The sequence below is a fragment of the Polyangiaceae bacterium genome, from assembly GCA_020633205.1.
Classification (GTDB): domain Bacteria; phylum Myxococcota_A; class Polyangia; order Polyangiales; family Polyangiaceae; genus JAHBVY01.
Genome location: JACKEB010000011.1, coordinates 893,700 through 907,500 on the forward strand (window position 1 = coordinate 893,700; position 13,801 = coordinate 907,500).

General features: G+C 65.5%; 15 protein-coding genes (1 of these 15 running past the window's edge). 10 read left to right on the forward strand and 5 right to left on the reverse strand.

The features are described 5' to 3' along the window. Window positions 1–117: 117 nt before the first annotated feature. On the reverse strand, window positions 118–978 hold the full coding sequence (locus H6718_10470) for a hypothetical protein (GenBank protein ID MCB9585816.1): 861 nt from the start codon (window positions 976–978) through the stop codon (window positions 118–120). A 146-nt stretch (window positions 979–1,124) separates the two neighbouring features. Beyond that, entirely contained in the window at window positions 1,125–2,135 is a 1,011-nt protein-coding gene (gene fbp, locus H6718_10475; protein MCB9585817.1) for a class 1 fructose-bisphosphatase, read from the reverse strand. Between the two features lie 511 nt (window positions 2,136–2,646). On the opposite strand from fbp, the gene H6718_10480 reads away from it, so the two are divergent. From H6718_10480 to H6718_10490, 3 genes are all read left to right on the forward strand, one after another. Continuing rightward, window positions 2,647–4,131, forward strand: a complete 1,485-nt coding sequence (locus H6718_10480; protein ID MCB9585818.1) for a leucyl aminopeptidase — start codon at window positions 2,647–2,649, stop codon at window positions 4,129–4,131. A gap of 213 nt (window positions 4,132–4,344) precedes the next feature. Next, window positions 4,345–4,866: a DUF427 domain-containing protein gene (locus H6718_10485; protein ID MCB9585819.1), complete on the forward strand. Its 522-nt coding sequence runs from the start codon at window positions 4,345–4,347 to the stop codon at window positions 4,864–4,866. 81 nt (window positions 4,867–4,947) lie between these two features. Continuing rightward, window positions 4,948–5,688, forward strand: coding sequence for a CbrC family protein (locus H6718_10490; GenBank protein ID MCB9585820.1), 741 nt, complete (start codon window positions 4,948–4,950; stop codon window positions 5,686–5,688). Window positions 5,689–5,718: 30 nt separating this feature from the next. On the opposite strand, the gene H6718_10495 is transcribed toward H6718_10490, so the two are convergent. After that, on the reverse strand, window positions 5,719–6,426 hold the full coding sequence (locus H6718_10495) for a hypothetical protein (GenBank protein MCB9585821.1): 708 nt from the start codon (window positions 6,424–6,426) through the stop codon (window positions 5,719–5,721). A gap of 328 nt (window positions 6,427–6,754) precedes the next feature. Between H6718_10495 and H6718_10500 the strand changes: the two genes are divergently transcribed. Genes H6718_10500 through H6718_10510 form a run of 3 tightly spaced genes read left to right on the forward strand, consistent with a single transcriptional unit; the run spans window position 6,755 to window position 8,981 of the window. After that, on the forward strand, window positions 6,755–7,744 hold the full coding sequence (locus tag H6718_10500; GenBank protein MCB9585822.1) for an ADP-ribosylglycohydrolase family protein: 990 nt from the start codon (window positions 6,755–6,757) through the stop codon (window positions 7,742–7,744). Next, on the forward strand, window positions 7,741–8,562 hold the full coding sequence (locus H6718_10505; protein ID MCB9585823.1) for a metallophosphoesterase family protein: 822 nt from the start codon (window positions 7,741–7,743) through the stop codon (window positions 8,560–8,562). The genes H6718_10500 and H6718_10505 overlap by 4 nt, the downstream gene beginning before the upstream one ends. Next, entirely contained in the window at window positions 8,562–8,981 is a 420-nt protein-coding gene (locus tag H6718_10510) for a hypothetical protein (protein ID MCB9585824.1), read from the forward strand. Before H6718_10505 ends, H6718_10510 begins: the two co-directional genes overlap by 1 nt. A gap of 34 nt (window positions 8,982–9,015) precedes the next feature. Here H6718_10510 and H6718_10515 read toward each other — a convergent pair whose 3' ends face one another. Next, entirely contained in the window at window positions 9,016–10,383 is a 1,368-nt protein-coding gene (locus H6718_10515) for a hypothetical protein (GenBank protein ID MCB9585825.1), read from the reverse strand. A gap of 110 nt (window positions 10,384–10,493) precedes the next feature. Next, the gene (locus tag H6718_10520; protein ID MCB9585826.1) at window positions 10,494–11,615 is read right to left on the reverse strand and encodes an ADP-ribosylglycohydrolase family protein; all 1,122 of its coding nucleotides are present in this window, start codon (window positions 11,613–11,615) and stop codon (window positions 10,494–10,496) included. 188 nt (window positions 11,616–11,803) lie between these two features. Here H6718_10520 and H6718_10525 point away from each other — a divergent pair, with 188 nt between their 5' ends. The 4 genes from H6718_10525 to H6718_10540 form a co-directional block, all read left to right on the forward strand. Continuing rightward, complete coding sequence (locus tag H6718_10525) at window positions 11,804–12,076, forward strand: DUF2277 domain-containing protein (GenBank protein MCB9585827.1); 273 nt, start codon at window positions 11,804–11,806, stop codon at window positions 12,074–12,076. Between the two features lie 147 nt (window positions 12,077–12,223). Beyond that, complete coding sequence (locus H6718_10530) at window positions 12,224–12,976, forward strand: hypothetical protein (GenBank protein MCB9585828.1); 753 nt, start codon at window positions 12,224–12,226, stop codon at window positions 12,974–12,976. A 13-nt stretch (window positions 12,977–12,989) separates the two neighbouring features. Continuing rightward, window positions 12,990–13,169 carry a hypothetical protein gene (locus H6718_10535; GenBank protein MCB9585829.1) on the forward strand — a complete coding sequence of 60 codons (180 nt, stop codon included), beginning with the start codon at window positions 12,990–12,992 and terminating at the stop codon, window positions 13,167–13,169. Continuing rightward, window positions 13,166–13,801, forward strand: partial view of a peptidyl-prolyl cis-trans isomerase gene (locus H6718_10540; protein MCB9585830.1) — the 5' portion only. Its footprint extends 285 nt past the window's final position; the window shows 636 of its 921 coding nt (coding positions 1–636); the start codon lies at window positions 13,166–13,168; its stop codon lies beyond the right edge, outside the window. Before H6718_10535 ends, H6718_10540 begins: the two co-directional genes overlap by 4 nt.

The window sequence follows — 13,801 nt, forward strand, 5'->3', positions numbered from 1 at the left end:
GTTACTGAGAGGAGGGGCCCCCTCCGCCCGCGCGCGCGAGCGAAGCGAGACGCGCCGGCGCCGGGAGGGGGCGGGCCGCCGCTCGCGCGTCAGCGCGGCGCGGACCGGGGGGAGGCATCAATTAAACACAACGCCAAATTCAATCCGCCCGGAAATATCAATGGGGTAGAACGAAGGATGAATGTCCGCGTAGTTGCCCTGACGGTCAATAGCGATATTCAGCTCACCATCGCAACCGGAAGTCTTGACGCCACCGGCGTCATCCGGACAGCGCTCCTGGCTGCCGAGGTAGGTGCCGATGCCAAGCCCGCCACCAATCGTGACTGGTCCGTATTTCCCGTAGGAACCAAAGAAGAACGTGAGCTTGTCTGACTTCTCGTCGACGGCGTCGAACTGGCCGTTCCCGTCCTCCGCCTTGTAGCTGTACGCCGCGTGGGTGTAGATGCCGCGTAGCACGTAGCCCTCGAGCGGAGCCTCGAGCCAGAAGCTCGGCGCGATGTTGATCTCGCTCATGGCGCCGATGAAATTGCCCTCCTGGCTGAGCGTGTCCTCGCGGCCGCGGAGGTTGAACGCGGGCGGCGTGCTGTTGACGACGAACACGGGCATCACCTCGACGCTGAACCACTCCGTGAGGGCGATGTCACCGGAGATGCCGAGGCGCCCTTGAAGCAACCAGTTGAGCGGATCGAGGCGCACGGCCCAGCCTTCGATCTCGAAGTCGCTGCCGCTGCTCTTCTTGGGCGGCGGAGGCGGAGGTGCACCGCCGTAGCCTTGATTGTAGCCTTGGGGCTGCTGCTGATACCCGGGCGGAGGCGGCTGCTGATAGCCCTGGGGCGGCGGCTGTTGCTGGTAGCCGGGGGGAGGCGGCTGACCGTAACCGGGAGGCGGTGGCTGCCCGTATTGAGCGCTGGCGTCGATTGCAAATAGACCGACGCCGGCGATGATGGTCGTGGCGATTCCCGCGTGCTTAAGGCCCATAGGCGAGAAGCATAGGTTCGATAGCCGATCGCGGCCACCTCAAACGCGGGGGAGTTTCACACGGCGTTCCCGCGACGATCCAGCGACAAAACACCTGGGCCGAGCGTGAACAATCACGCCCGCCGGTGCGTCAAAAGCGAGCCAGCTCAGGGCGCAGGTGTTTCACCGCGCATGATGGCTTCGTAGTCCTCGACGTCGCGTTTGCTGCCGAGGACGAGAGGGACACGCTGGTGAAGCTCGCCGGGCATCACGTCGAGGATGCGCTTGCTCCCGGTGGACGCCGCGCCGCCGGCCGCTTCGAAGATCATCGCCATGGGTGCTGCCTCATAGAGGAGACGCAGCTTTCCGTCGGGATTCTTGTTGTCCTCTGGGTACACGAACACACCGCCGCGCAGCAACGTGCGGTGGGCGTCGGCGACCAGCGTCCCAACGTAGCGATGGCCGTAGGGCCGGCCGGGGCCGTCACCCTTGATGTACTCGTTCCACGCCTTCACCTGAGGGCTCCACTTGGCGTGGTTTCCTTCGTTGATCGAGTAGGTGTTCCCGCGCTCCGGGACGCGCATGTTCTCATGGCTCAGGAAGAACTCCCCGGCGGTGGGGTCGTACGTGAAGCCGTGTACGCCCTTGCCGGTGGTCAGCACGATCACCGTGGACGAGCCGTAGATGATGTAGCCGGCCGCCACCATGTCGGAGCCCTTCTGCAGGAACGTCTGTTCCGTCGGCGGGCCCGCTTTGCGGTCGAAGCGCATGAGCGCGAAGATGGTGCCGATGCTGATGTTGACGTCGATGTTGCTCGAGCCGTCGAGGGGGTCGAAGCACACCAGGTAGTTGCCCGTTGCCTCGGGGAAAATGACCGCGTGGTCCAGCTCCTCGGAGGCGATGCCGGCGCAGTGGCCCCGACGCTTGAGCTGACGGATCAGCGTCTCGTTGGCGATCACGTCGAGCTTCTGCACCGTCTCGCCCTGAACGTTGACTCCGCCGGTGTGGCCCAGGAGGTCCGCGAGACCGGCCCGGCGCACGCGCCCGGTGATCAGCTTCGAGGAGAGGACGATCTGGTTTAAGATTGAAGTAAATGTGCCCGTGGCGGCCGAGGCTTGGAACATGCCTTCGAGAATGAAGGTCTCGATGGTGGGCGAGTCGGACACCGAAGGCGGCATCCAGGAGGCATTTTGCATGGCTTTTTCCTCGTTTTTCGGGCGTGGGGGGGCCGGCCGGAGCGGCGCTCCCTGGCTCACGTTGTTTCACGCCTCGACGGGCGCGCGGATCCCGCGGGCTTTAGCAACGCCAGGGCTCGGATGCATGGACTCCCGGCGCCTTGTTGCTGGTTGGCGCGCTGCCGCCCGTGAACTTGGCTTTTTTGGCTGTTTCCCGACGCCTTCGCCCAAGGGCTGCAGGCTGCCTGGTGGTGGGGCTGGTTCGCGGCGGGTTCCCCGCCAGAGCAGCCACTTCGTTAACTGACGATTGGGGGGCCCGGCGGGGGTCACCGCTCGTGACTGGGAAGGCGGTTGATAGTTACACGGGCCCGGTGCCATTATCCGCCCCGGTTTCCGTTAGGGAACCTTTCGGGGTTGCTGATCAGCTCCGATATGAGGTGGCGCCGCTCGGCGCAGGTTCAGAGGTCTGGTCGCCCAAAGGGCGACAGATCACCCCCAAGAGAGGGAGCTTTAGATGGCGCTCAGCATTCGACTTTCCTCGGCGGACCCGTTGACCGCCAGCACCGACGTTCTGGCCGTAGGCGTGATTCAAGGCGCCCTCGACAAGCAGAAGCTGTTGGTCGCCCTGAATGGCGCTCTCGAAGGTGCGCTGTTTGCCGAGGCAGAGCGAGCGGAGTTCAGCGGTGCCGCAGACAGCTTGCTCGAGGTGCAGACTGGTGGGCGTCTGCCGACGAAGCGGATTCTGCTGATTGGCCTCGGAAGCAAGCGGGGCGTGGATGCTGCGCGGCTGCGTATCTTCGCGGCAACGGCTGCACGCTGCGGGAACGCGCTGCTCGCGACCAGCGTTGGCCTAGCGCCTCCGGACAAGGCCGCTGGGCCCTTGATGCGCAGCCTGGGCGAGGGCGTCGTTCTCGGTTCCTACCGCTTCACCAAGTACCTCACCGGCGATCGCAAGCCGAAGAAGGAGATCACCGACGTCGAGGTCTTCAAATCAGGTAAGGCCAACGCCTCTGAGAAGAAGCTGCTCGAGAAGGGCCTTGCCGTGGGGAACAGCATCTGCGTCGCGCGTGACGCGGTGAACGAGCCCCCGAACGAGCTGACCCCGGAGCGCATGGCGCAGATCGCGCGGGACATCTCCAAGGCAGGCAAGCTGAAGATCAGCGTGCTCGACAAGGCGGGCATCGCCAAAGCCGGCATGAAGCTGCACTACGCGGTCGGCCAAGGCAGCGCCAATGAGCCGCGCTTCATCCACATGAGCTACGTGCCCAAGCGCTCGAAGAAGAAGATCGTCTTCGTCGGTAAGGGGCTGACGTTCGACTCGGGTGGCTTGTGCATCAAGCCAGCTCCGGGCATGGGCGAGATGAAGAGCGACATGGGCGGCGCGGCTTCCGTCCTGGGCGTGATGTCGGCGATCGCCGAGCTGAGCCCGAACGTCGAGGTGCACGGCATCATCGGCGCGGCGGAGAACATGCCCGATGGCGCGGCGTACCGCCCCGGCGACATCTTCGGCTCCCTCGATGGCAAGACCGTCGAAATCATCAACACCGACGCCGAGGGGCGCTTGGTGTTGGCGGACGCGCTGGCCTACGCCAGGAACCTCGAGCCTGACCTGATCGTCGACGCTGCCACGCTCACTGGCGCGTGCATGGTTGCCCTGGGTAAGAACTGCACGGGCTTCTACACGGCGGACGACCGCTTGGCGAAGAGCGTGGACAAGGCGGCTTCGGACGCCGGTGAGAACTTCTGGCGGATGCCGCTCCTGGCTGAGCTGCGTGAGCAGTTGAAGAGCGACTGCGCCGATCTCAAGCACACCGGCGATCGCTGGGGTGGCAGCATCACGGCGGCGCTCTTCCTGCGGGAGTTCGTGGGTGATGTGCCGTGGATCCACTGCGACATCGCCGGTCCGGCCTTCAGTGACGCACCGCGCGGTGTGCTGCCGAAGGGTGGCACGGGGCACCCCGTGTTGACCTTCCTGAACCTGATCGAGAGCTTCAACTAGGCTCGGCGTCGCCCAATTCTTACTTGTTCGCGCCTCCCGGGCGCGAATTGCGAACGGGTTCCGCGCGGTAGGCACGGAACCCGTTTTGCTTTTTGGGTGATCCGATCTCCCCGGCGCTGGTCATTGCGCCGCTGAGGTCTGATACAGCCGATGGGGAGCGATTGACCCTGCTGGGTGATAGGACCCGGCGCAAGGATCCACGAAGCTCTTGTGATGACCGAACGCTACGGATGGCAGTGGTATGGCCAATCGAGGCCGCCGTTTGCCGTGGAGCCGGGGCCTGGTCAGGAATCCGTCTGGGACTACCCGCGTCCGCCGCGCGTGGAAACGGACGGACGACTCGTCGAGGTGTTGAGCGGCGGCGTCCAGCTGGCCCGCTCCAAGGTAGCGATGCGGGTGTTGGAGACAGCAAGCCCGCCCACGTTCTACATCCTGCCGGAGGACGTGAGCTTCGCGGAGCTCGAGCGCTGCGGCGGGAGCTCCTTCTGCGAGTGGAAAGGCGAAGCCAGCTACTGGTCACTGCGCGGTTCCGAGCGCCCCGTCGCTTGGAGCTACGATCGGCCGAAGCCTGGCTTCGAAGCGCTCGGCGGAGCCATCGCCTTCTATCCGAGCCGTGTTGAGTGCTTCGTCGCAGGAGAGCGGGTGGAAGCGCAGCCTGGGGACTTCTACGGTGGCTGGATCACGCGGGAGCTGGTGGGGCCGTTCAAAGGGGACCCAGGTAGCTCTGGCTGGTAGGGCCGACGCGAGGCTTGCTTTGGATCGTGACTCCCGGTCAGAGTTCGAAGCCTAGCGCTCCTCCACCTTCGAAAAAACGCATTGGCCAAGCACTTCGACGATCTTGGGGCGGCTTTCCCGCTCTTTGCAGCAGCAGCAGAAGAAGCGGCGGAGTACGTCGGGCTAGGCACCTGCAGCCTCTCCGGGGACAGCGACGTACCGTGCTTTCGCTTGGGTATGGGCTGCGCGTTGATGATCGAGTGCCCAGAGTGCCAGGCGCTCAATGGCCTCGATTGCGATGAGCGAGAAGATGAGGTTTGCCACGAGTGTGCAGACCTCGTGCATTTCCCCGGCGACATGCCCGAAGAAATCATCGTCTCGTATGCCGCGCTCAGAGATTTCCGTGCGGCGATAAGCAAGGACACCGAGTACGGGATGATCACCTGGGAGCAAGCGCAGTCGGGGCTGACCCACGGCGTGCCCGGTGGCAGCGGGCTGCGCCACTCGGAGCGGGTGCCGCTGGTCGAGATCGGTCACGACTGGATTGGTGCTCGCCTGGATCCTCAGGTCATGCGTGAGCTGTTGACCACGCCGACCTATATCTCCTGGCAGGGGGAGCGCTGGTTGTTCGACGGCGGAACTCCCGGTGTCTACCAGGGCTGCTGGACCCAGGCTGACTTCAAGCACCACGCCGGCACTCAAGACCCCCAGAGCTTCTTCGAACAAGTGATCGAGAGCAAAGAGCGCTGGATGTGGAAGGCGCTAGAGGGCGGCCGCATTAGCGTCTACGTGTTCAGCATGCCGAGCAGTGGCAAGCTGCGCGCCCACTGGGACATGGACTGAGGGCGCTGTAGCCGCCAGCATCGCTGCCGCCTAGTAACCGCAGCGGCGCTGGAAGCGGCGCAGGCAGTCCCGCTCGAGCTGTTCACAGGTGCGCTCACATCGCCGCCGCTCGTTGTCGCCCACGCGATAGCTCATCCAGCAGTCCCGATCGCAGTGGTCGCGGTCGTTGCTGCAGTCATAGCTATAGCCGTCGCAGTCGGCGGGCATCTCGTCGATTTTCCGCAGCAGATCAGCCCTGCGTTGCTCCATCGCGCTCAGCTCCCCGGCGTCGATGGGCTCGCTGAAGACTTGCACCACGACGCCCCCGGAGCCGTTCGAGGGAACGGGTGGTCCGGTCAGCTCGCCAAAGTAGAAGCGCAGGGTGCCTTCGCTTAGGGGACAAAATCTCCCGGAACCAAGCATCGCGCCCGCCGTCGCAGCGCCGCCGACGCTGCCTTCTGTCTCGGTCTTGGTGCGCCAGGAGAAGTGGGTCATGGCTTTGCCCGGCTTCGCGTCGGGGGCCAGCGTGGCGACCATGAAGTAGCAGCGCCCGCGCTGCACGGCGTGCACCACGCCGCTGAAGTTCTCCAGTTGGCCAACGATCGGCGGCGCGTCCGGAGTCATGGCGCCCAGCGTCACCCCGAGACGATCTTCGATCAACTTGCGATCGTGCGCTGCCGGGTCACCGGGATCGTTGATGCAGTGGGGCAGCGCCGTCAGCTTCAACCCGCTGCACGGGCGTTCGGCGCTCTTGCTCACACAGTCGTGCTCTTGGCCGGCGCACCACTCGCACCCGGGGGCCACCACACAGGCGTCGCAGCTTCGGCGCGCGGCGCAGGGGTCCGGCGTGTCCGGGGCGGAAGACTGTGTTTCAGGGCCGCGCGCTTGGTTTGGATTGGTTGGGGGGGAGACGGCACCGCTCCGGCAGCCAGCCACAAGGGCGCAACCTAGCGCGGCAACAGCGCAGACCACGGTGCTCCTCCCCCCAATCCCCACCAACATGGCCCGAGAGTAATACAAATCGCACGTCACAGGCTTTGCGAGCTGCTCCAGGCGCGGCACCCTGCGCCGGACCGTGTCGAACTCGATATCCACCGTTCCCCCTGGAGCCGTCCCGCCGGCGCGCCTCGAGCGTGCGCTGCGTTCACTGCGCGGGCTGGCGACGGGAGACGCTCTCGGTGAGCGATTCTTCGTGAACCCAGACACCGTCGAGCAGCTGATCGAAGCGCGTGTATTTCCGCGCGGTACCTGGGGCTACACCGATGACACCGTGATGGCACTGGCGGTGGTGGAGAACTTGGCTGAGTTTGGCCACATCGAGCCCCGCGCGTTGGCGCTAGGGTTCGGGGAGAAATACACCGCAGATCCAGGCCGCGGCTACGGGCCGTCGATGCACCGCACGCTCCAGGCGCTTCACGCAGGAGCCGACTATCGGGAGGTCGCCCGAGCTCCGTTCGGAGGCAGCGGCTCCATGGGCAATGGCGGAGCGATGCGCGCCGCTCCGGTGGGCGCGTTTTGGGCTCCGGAAGCGCTGACTCCCGCCGCTGAGCTCGAGGCAGCTTGGGCTCACGTCGCCGCGGAGGCCCGGCTGTCTGCGGCAGTGACTCACGCAAACCCCGAAGGCCAAGCCGGAGCAGAGGCCGTAGCGATCGCCGCGGCCTGGGTCGCCTGGGTTGCCGAGCAGAAAGCTCAGAGGCCGCTCACCGAGCTCTTCCAGCTGGTGCTCAGGCACACCACGCCGGGAGAGACCACCGCCCGCATCGAGCGCGCAGCCAGCCTGCCGTCGGAGTACGACGTGCGCACGGCGGTGAGCGCATTGGGCAACGGCAGCCAAGTGTTGGCGCAGGACACAGTGCCTTTCTGCCTGTGGTGCGTCGCCCGTCACCTCGGCGACTACGAAGCTGCTTTCTGGGCCACCGTGAGCGGCCTCGGAGATCGCGACACCACCTGCGCCATCGTGGGCGGAATTCTCGCGAGTGACTCGCGAGTCTGCGCACCGGCTGAGTGGACCGAAGAGCGCGAGTCCCTGGTCGTGATGAGCCGCCAGCCACCCCTCAAGGGCCTCGAAGAGTCATGACACTCGAGCATCGTGTAGAGCAACTGGAGGGCAGCTACTGTCGGGTCGGCTGCATTGGCGACGTGCACTGCGAGGACCTCGTGCTGGAGCGCATCCTCGCATTCTTCGCGGATGCTCGACTCGACTTGGTCGTCTGCGTCGGGGACTTGATGGACGGCCTGGGTGATGCGGACCGCACCATCTCGCTGCTGCGAGAGCACCGTGTGCACACCGTGCGCGGCAACCACGACCGCTGGTTCTTGACGGGCACCCAGCGCGACCTCCCGATTACCACGCCGCCGACTGCGGTGAACGAATCCTCGCGGAAATACCTGGAGCAGCTGCCCGTCAGCCTTGATTTCGAGACACCGCGGGGATTGGTGAAGGTGTGTCACGGCCTCGGCGACAACGACATGCTTGGCATCAAGCCAGATGACCACGGGTACAGCCTGGAGAGCGAAGAGCTGATTCGCCTGCTGGAAGGACCTTGGCGCTGGGTGATCAACGGACACACCCATCAGCTGATGCTGCGCCAGTTCGCGCTCCAACAGTCGGTCGTTGGCAATGAGCCGATCGAAGTTCCCGCGGCTGAAGCGTCCCTGGGCGTGTTGAACGCCGGCACGCTGCTTCGCGGCTACCCCCAGGGATTTGCCATCGTGGACTTTTCTCATGGGGATGCGCCCGTTGCTGAAATCGCTCAAGCGAGTGCACTGATTTCCGTGCGTCCTGCTGCGGGTCACGTGGGGCACTGGTCGCTGCCGCCCGGTCCGGATGGTTCTTGGGTGTCGGATGGCTCCGGAGCCGGCTTGAGGCTGGTGCGGATGCTAGCTTTGGACTGATGCAGGTCCTCGAAGAGTTAGCCTCTCAGATGGTGCTCGGCGCGTTGCTCGAGCGCTTGCGTGAGCGCGCAGGTGGCTACGAGCTGTGCGCCCACTGGAAGCAAGGTGAGTTCCACCACGATGTCGTCCTGAGAGCCGATTGCCCCGGCTTGCCGGGCGCGTACTTGGTGGTCGCCACCAACTGCAACGGCGGGGTCAAAGAGGTGCTTTGCCTCGCGGAAATGCCTGATCGCGGCGGCTTGTGGCGGCGCCGCTGTCCGACCAACCCAGAGTTTGCGGGGCAGCTCCCCGATGTGCTGGCGCGCGAAGTCACCACCCATTGGTTCGATCCATGTGAGCTGCTAGAAACGGACGCGCGCAGCGAACTCAAAGAGGAGTTTCGGGAGCGTCAGCCTGGCGGTGGCTGGCGGCAGCGCTAGCTGCCCAAGCCAAACAACGCACTCGGGTGTCTTGCTAGAGGCAGCTACCGTTGAACGCGGCTTCTCCCGGTATCGTCCCGCCGGGGAAGAACGCGATGGTGTCAGCGCCGGAGGCGGTAGTGGGGCAGCTTCCTACTTGCAGCCGACCGGCGTAGCCAATGCTCGGGCAATTGGGGAAGGTGTTCCCTGCAAGCGCTATCTTGGGCGTGTTCGAAAACGGCTGATCGCAGAGCATCATGAACGCCACGCTGCTTCCGCCATCGGCGCGCTGGAAGACGTTGCCCCCAACGTTGGAGTTGTCTCCGAAGTTCGCGAAGTTGGGCGCGAACAGCTGCACCGCCGGGTTCACGGCGCCAAGGAACTCGCTGTTCCGGACGTTGACCTTCACGTTGTTTCGCACGGTGAGTGAGACTTGGTTACGCTGGAAGCGGGCGAATCTGATCTCGCTTGCTGGAGTGCTTGCGGTGACTGCGTCTGATCGACTCTCGAAGCGGATGCCTTCCGCGCTGTCCGAAAAGTCGACTGCAGCCTGCTCCGTGAGGTGCGACATATCGATGACCGCGTTGCCCAGCACTCGCAGACCTACACCTTGGGACCCAGTAAACTTGTAGTCCCCGTTCGGGAAACCTAGCGTCCCGCCAGCCACCACCTCGATGCCGCTGTGTACGCTGTCGGTGGCCTCGACGCCGAGTTCCAGCACGGCTTGCCCGTTCACGACGATGCCGCGGCGACCTCCTCGCGTCTTCACCTGACGCAGGGTCGAGTCCATACCGAGCAACACACCATCTTCATTGTCTTCGAGTAGGATGGTGAAGTTCTCGAGCCGGGCGTTCGCCGAGACGACTACCGCGCACACGCTCCCTGAGTCGCACATGGTCGTGCCCTTGAGCTCCGTCTGGGGATCACTAGCTCGCACGGTGTATCCGCTAGGAACCGTAAATCCTCCGGCATACTTGCTGCCGGACTGCACAAGTACCGTGGTTGCCGAAGTGCTGCCCAGGGCGGCGATGCCCTCGGGTATCGTTCGGAACGGACAAGCCTGTGAGCCGTTCCCCCCGGCGCTCGCTTTGCCATCGACCCACAGTTCGTCTCCCGAGGGTTCCGGGCAGCTGACGCTACCGCCGCTGCCGCCGGGTGCACCCGCGTTCCCGCTGACGGCGCCGTTTCCGCCACTGCCCAGAGCGCCGGTACCGCCGGTGCTGGCGCCGCCGTTACCGTTGCCGCCGGCAGCGCTTCCCGCAGCGCCTCCACTACTAGTACCTCCGCTAGAGGAAGTACCTCCGCTGCTGCTGCCTCCGGCCCCTTCCGTCTCCGCAGCGCTAAACTCGCTACCTCCGCATCCCGGAGTACCCACCGCACAGCAAGACACCACCGCCAACACCGAAGAGAAGAAGCGCCCCATCCCCTAAGTGTCTCGCAATTCCAAGCCCAGCGCGAGTCCCAGCGCAACGCACGATTTCGCCGTGGAAAACTCCGCGCTGGTCGAGCGCGCCCCTGTCCCCGGGAGCGGTCTCAATAAGGTGGTAGCGCGCGCTTGGCGATCAACCCGTACACGGCGCAGAGAAAGGTGGCATTGCGGAGTAGCTGAGCGACGAAGGATACGCGGCGTAGCGGTGCCTGGAGCACGGCGCGCTCAGCCATTCGCAGCATCCACTCGGTGGAACGCGGCCACTCGACGATGCCCTCGATCCACGGCAGCGGAATGCTCTGCACGCCGTGAGTCACTCCACACAATGCGCCTACGATGGCGCCCGTCGTGTCGGTGTCGCCGCCAAGGCGAATGACTTCTGCGAGGGCCGGCTCGATGTGCCCCTGATTATGCGCCCAGGCATGCAGCGCCGCGGGAACCGTGTCGTTGACGTAGCCGGTCACGCCGCGGCCAAGGCCCCACTCCGCGCACAGCTCAGCGCTCGGGCTCTTGAGCGACTCGGCGACGCGCTCGAGCCGTGTGTGGAGCTCCAGGTCTTCAGCGTCAGCCAGCACCAACCGCAGGATGTCCTCTGGAGCCTCGCCGAGGCGAGCGTAGGCGGCGGCGCTCGCCAACACCTGAGCGCCTTGTTCCGCTCGCGGGTCGGTGTGGGTGAGTCGGGTGGACGCGCGCACTAGCGCCCGGCGTTTCTCTCTGTTATTGCCTTGAGGAAACGCGCCGATCAGCGGCGCGCGCATCGCGGGACCATTGCCTGCGGAGTAGACGCCGCTTTCGTGGGGTGACTTGCCGAGCCACAGCCGTGCGATGCCACGCAACGTGGCCCACCCCACACCGGCGGGGAGTCCAGCCAGCCACCAGCGCAGACGGTCGCCGAGCTGGTGTGCGAATTGATCGGGATCCGTCGTCTCCGCCAGGGTCTCCAGCACCAGGCAGGCGTGATCCGTGTCGTCGCTCACCATGCCGCGCCCGAACATCAAGCGTTGGCGGAGCGGATCTCCACGCAGCGTGTTCATCACTCGCTGGCGGCTCATTCCCTCGTAGGGCAAGCCCAGCGAATCGCCGACGGCGGTCCCGAGGAGCGCGCCTTGCACTGCCTCCACCGCGCTTACTCGGCGGCGGGCTTCGCCGCGGTGGGAGTTCTGCTGTTGGGTTACAGCCACCAACGAGGGCCGCCCTGGCGGCAGATAGGGCGCTTGCTCGAGCATGTAGAGGCTCATGTACAGGCTTGAGCAAGCCGCGCGCCAAGCGACGGTCAGCGACTATTTCCGCCTTTTGCCGCTGGGAGGCGCCTTGAAACCTGCCAGACTGGCGTGCGGTTCGGGCGCGGCGCGCCAGACTGACAACCTCTCTGCCGCGGGGAATCGCACCCGCGCTCCGACTTTGGAGTTCAGCCATGTGTCGCAACATCAAGACTCTCTTCAACTTCGAGCCCCCCGCGACGGAGGAGGAAATTCGCGCGGCCTCGTTGCAGTTCGTGCGCAAGCTCTCCGGCTACAACGCGCCGTCGCAAACCAACGCTCAAGCGTTCGAGCGCGCCGTCGAGGAGGTCACGGAGGCGGCCACGCGCCTGCTTGACTCCCTGAGCACCCACGCCCCTCCCAAGGACCGCGAGGAAGAAGCGCGCAAGGCCAAGGAGCGCAATCAGCGGCGCTTTGGCGGCGCCTGAGCTGCCGAGTGACCGCGCACGAACGCTGCTCCTCCCCCCCAAACCCCATACGGCGTGCGGCGATTTTCGCGCCCGGCAGGCCCGAACAATCAACAATACGGGCCCGGCGCTCCCCGTGACGCCCAGCTAAGGCTAGAGTCAGCCGTCGTGGAGTCGGAAGTCGAGCCCCAGAGCAGCCGCGCACCAGCGGTGAGGTTGGAGGCGGAGGGCGCGTCGCAGCGCCTGCCGACCGCAGTGATCCGGGTGCTGGTTCCAGGGATCTACGCTTGGATCGTCACGGTGGCGCTTCCGAGCGCACAGCGAGATGCGTCGGCTCTGCCCAAGATCAGCGCTTTTTTCGCCCTGGTTTGTCTGATCGGCGGACCCATCGTTGCGCTCTATCGGGAGCGCGTCGGGCGCGCGATGGGCGTATACGGCTTCGTTGGATTTGCGGTGATCACCTGGCTGGTCCTGGGAGATCTGCTGTCGGGCGCGAAGCTCGACCCCGTACGCGCGGCTCTTGGGAGTGTGGGCTGGGCGCTGTTCGCCTTCGGTTGGGGCTCCGTGCGTGAGGTCGGCGCAATCCCGGAGCAAGATCCCCACGCGCTCACAGGCGCTCCGCTGACGGCGCGCAGCACCCTGCCAAAGGGAGCAGGCATCGTCATGGGGCTGGGCCTGGCGGGCGCCGTGGTTCCAATCTTCCTAGCCTGGCGCATCGATCGCCCGCTGCACGCCCTGCTTGGGCACGCGGTGGCTGTCGTGGTGGCCGTCGCCTTGGTGACTTCCGCGGCGCTGGTTGGCGTGTCACGCGGCAATACTCGGCAGCATTCGCCCCGGACTCGCCTGGAGCTAGCCAGTCGCTCCCTGGGTCTCGCTGTGGCGCTGCTGTCGCTTGGCTTCATGGCCGCGATGCTCTGGTAAGGTTCCGGGCTTGATGAGCCGCGCCGTCGATTTGCTGTCGATTGTCCTGATGGTCCTGGCGATCGCGGCGTTTGGCGTGGGTGTGCACGCTCTGGGCAAGCGCGCCGATCTGGAGGCCTTGTACTGGCTCGTGGTGGGTGCGCTGGTGCTCAAAGCAGCGACGGACATGGTGCGGCCGAAGGGAGGGCGATGAAGCCGACTCGCGGCACCATCGCGCTTCTGTTCGTGCTGCTCCCTGGGTGCGGCGAGGACGAACAACAGGCGCCCGTCGCCCAGCGCGCGAGTCTTAGCGACGGCACGGTCGCCGTCGTCGGCACTCAGCCAATTTCGGGAACCACGGTGCGCAGCATCGCCTCTGCGCAAGGACTCAGTCTCGAGGTGGCCAGGGACTCCGCTGTTCAGGACAGTTTGTTCGCGCAGGCAGCGGACGCTCGTCTCAGCCCCTACGAACGCAGCGTGGTTCGCCGGGGAGAGCTGGCGCGCGCCCTCTATCAAGAGCTCGAAGCCGACGCGCGCGCCAAGGGACCTGCAACCGACGCTGAGCTGTCGGAGCTCACCCAGGAGCGCTGGCTGACGTTTGATCGCCCAAGCGCCGCGCGTACGAGCCATGCCGTCGTGCTGGTAGACAAGGACACGGACAAGGCGCGCGCGAAGGCGCTTGCGGAGCGCATCCTCGAGGCCGTCACCGGCGCAAAGGACGAAGCGGACTTCACAGCGAAGGCCAAATCAGTTCCGACCGAAGGCCTGAACGTGCGGGTCGAGGCGTTGCCCCCGGTTGCCGCCGATGGCCGGCCAGTGACTCCGGACAATCCGGCGCCGCCGACT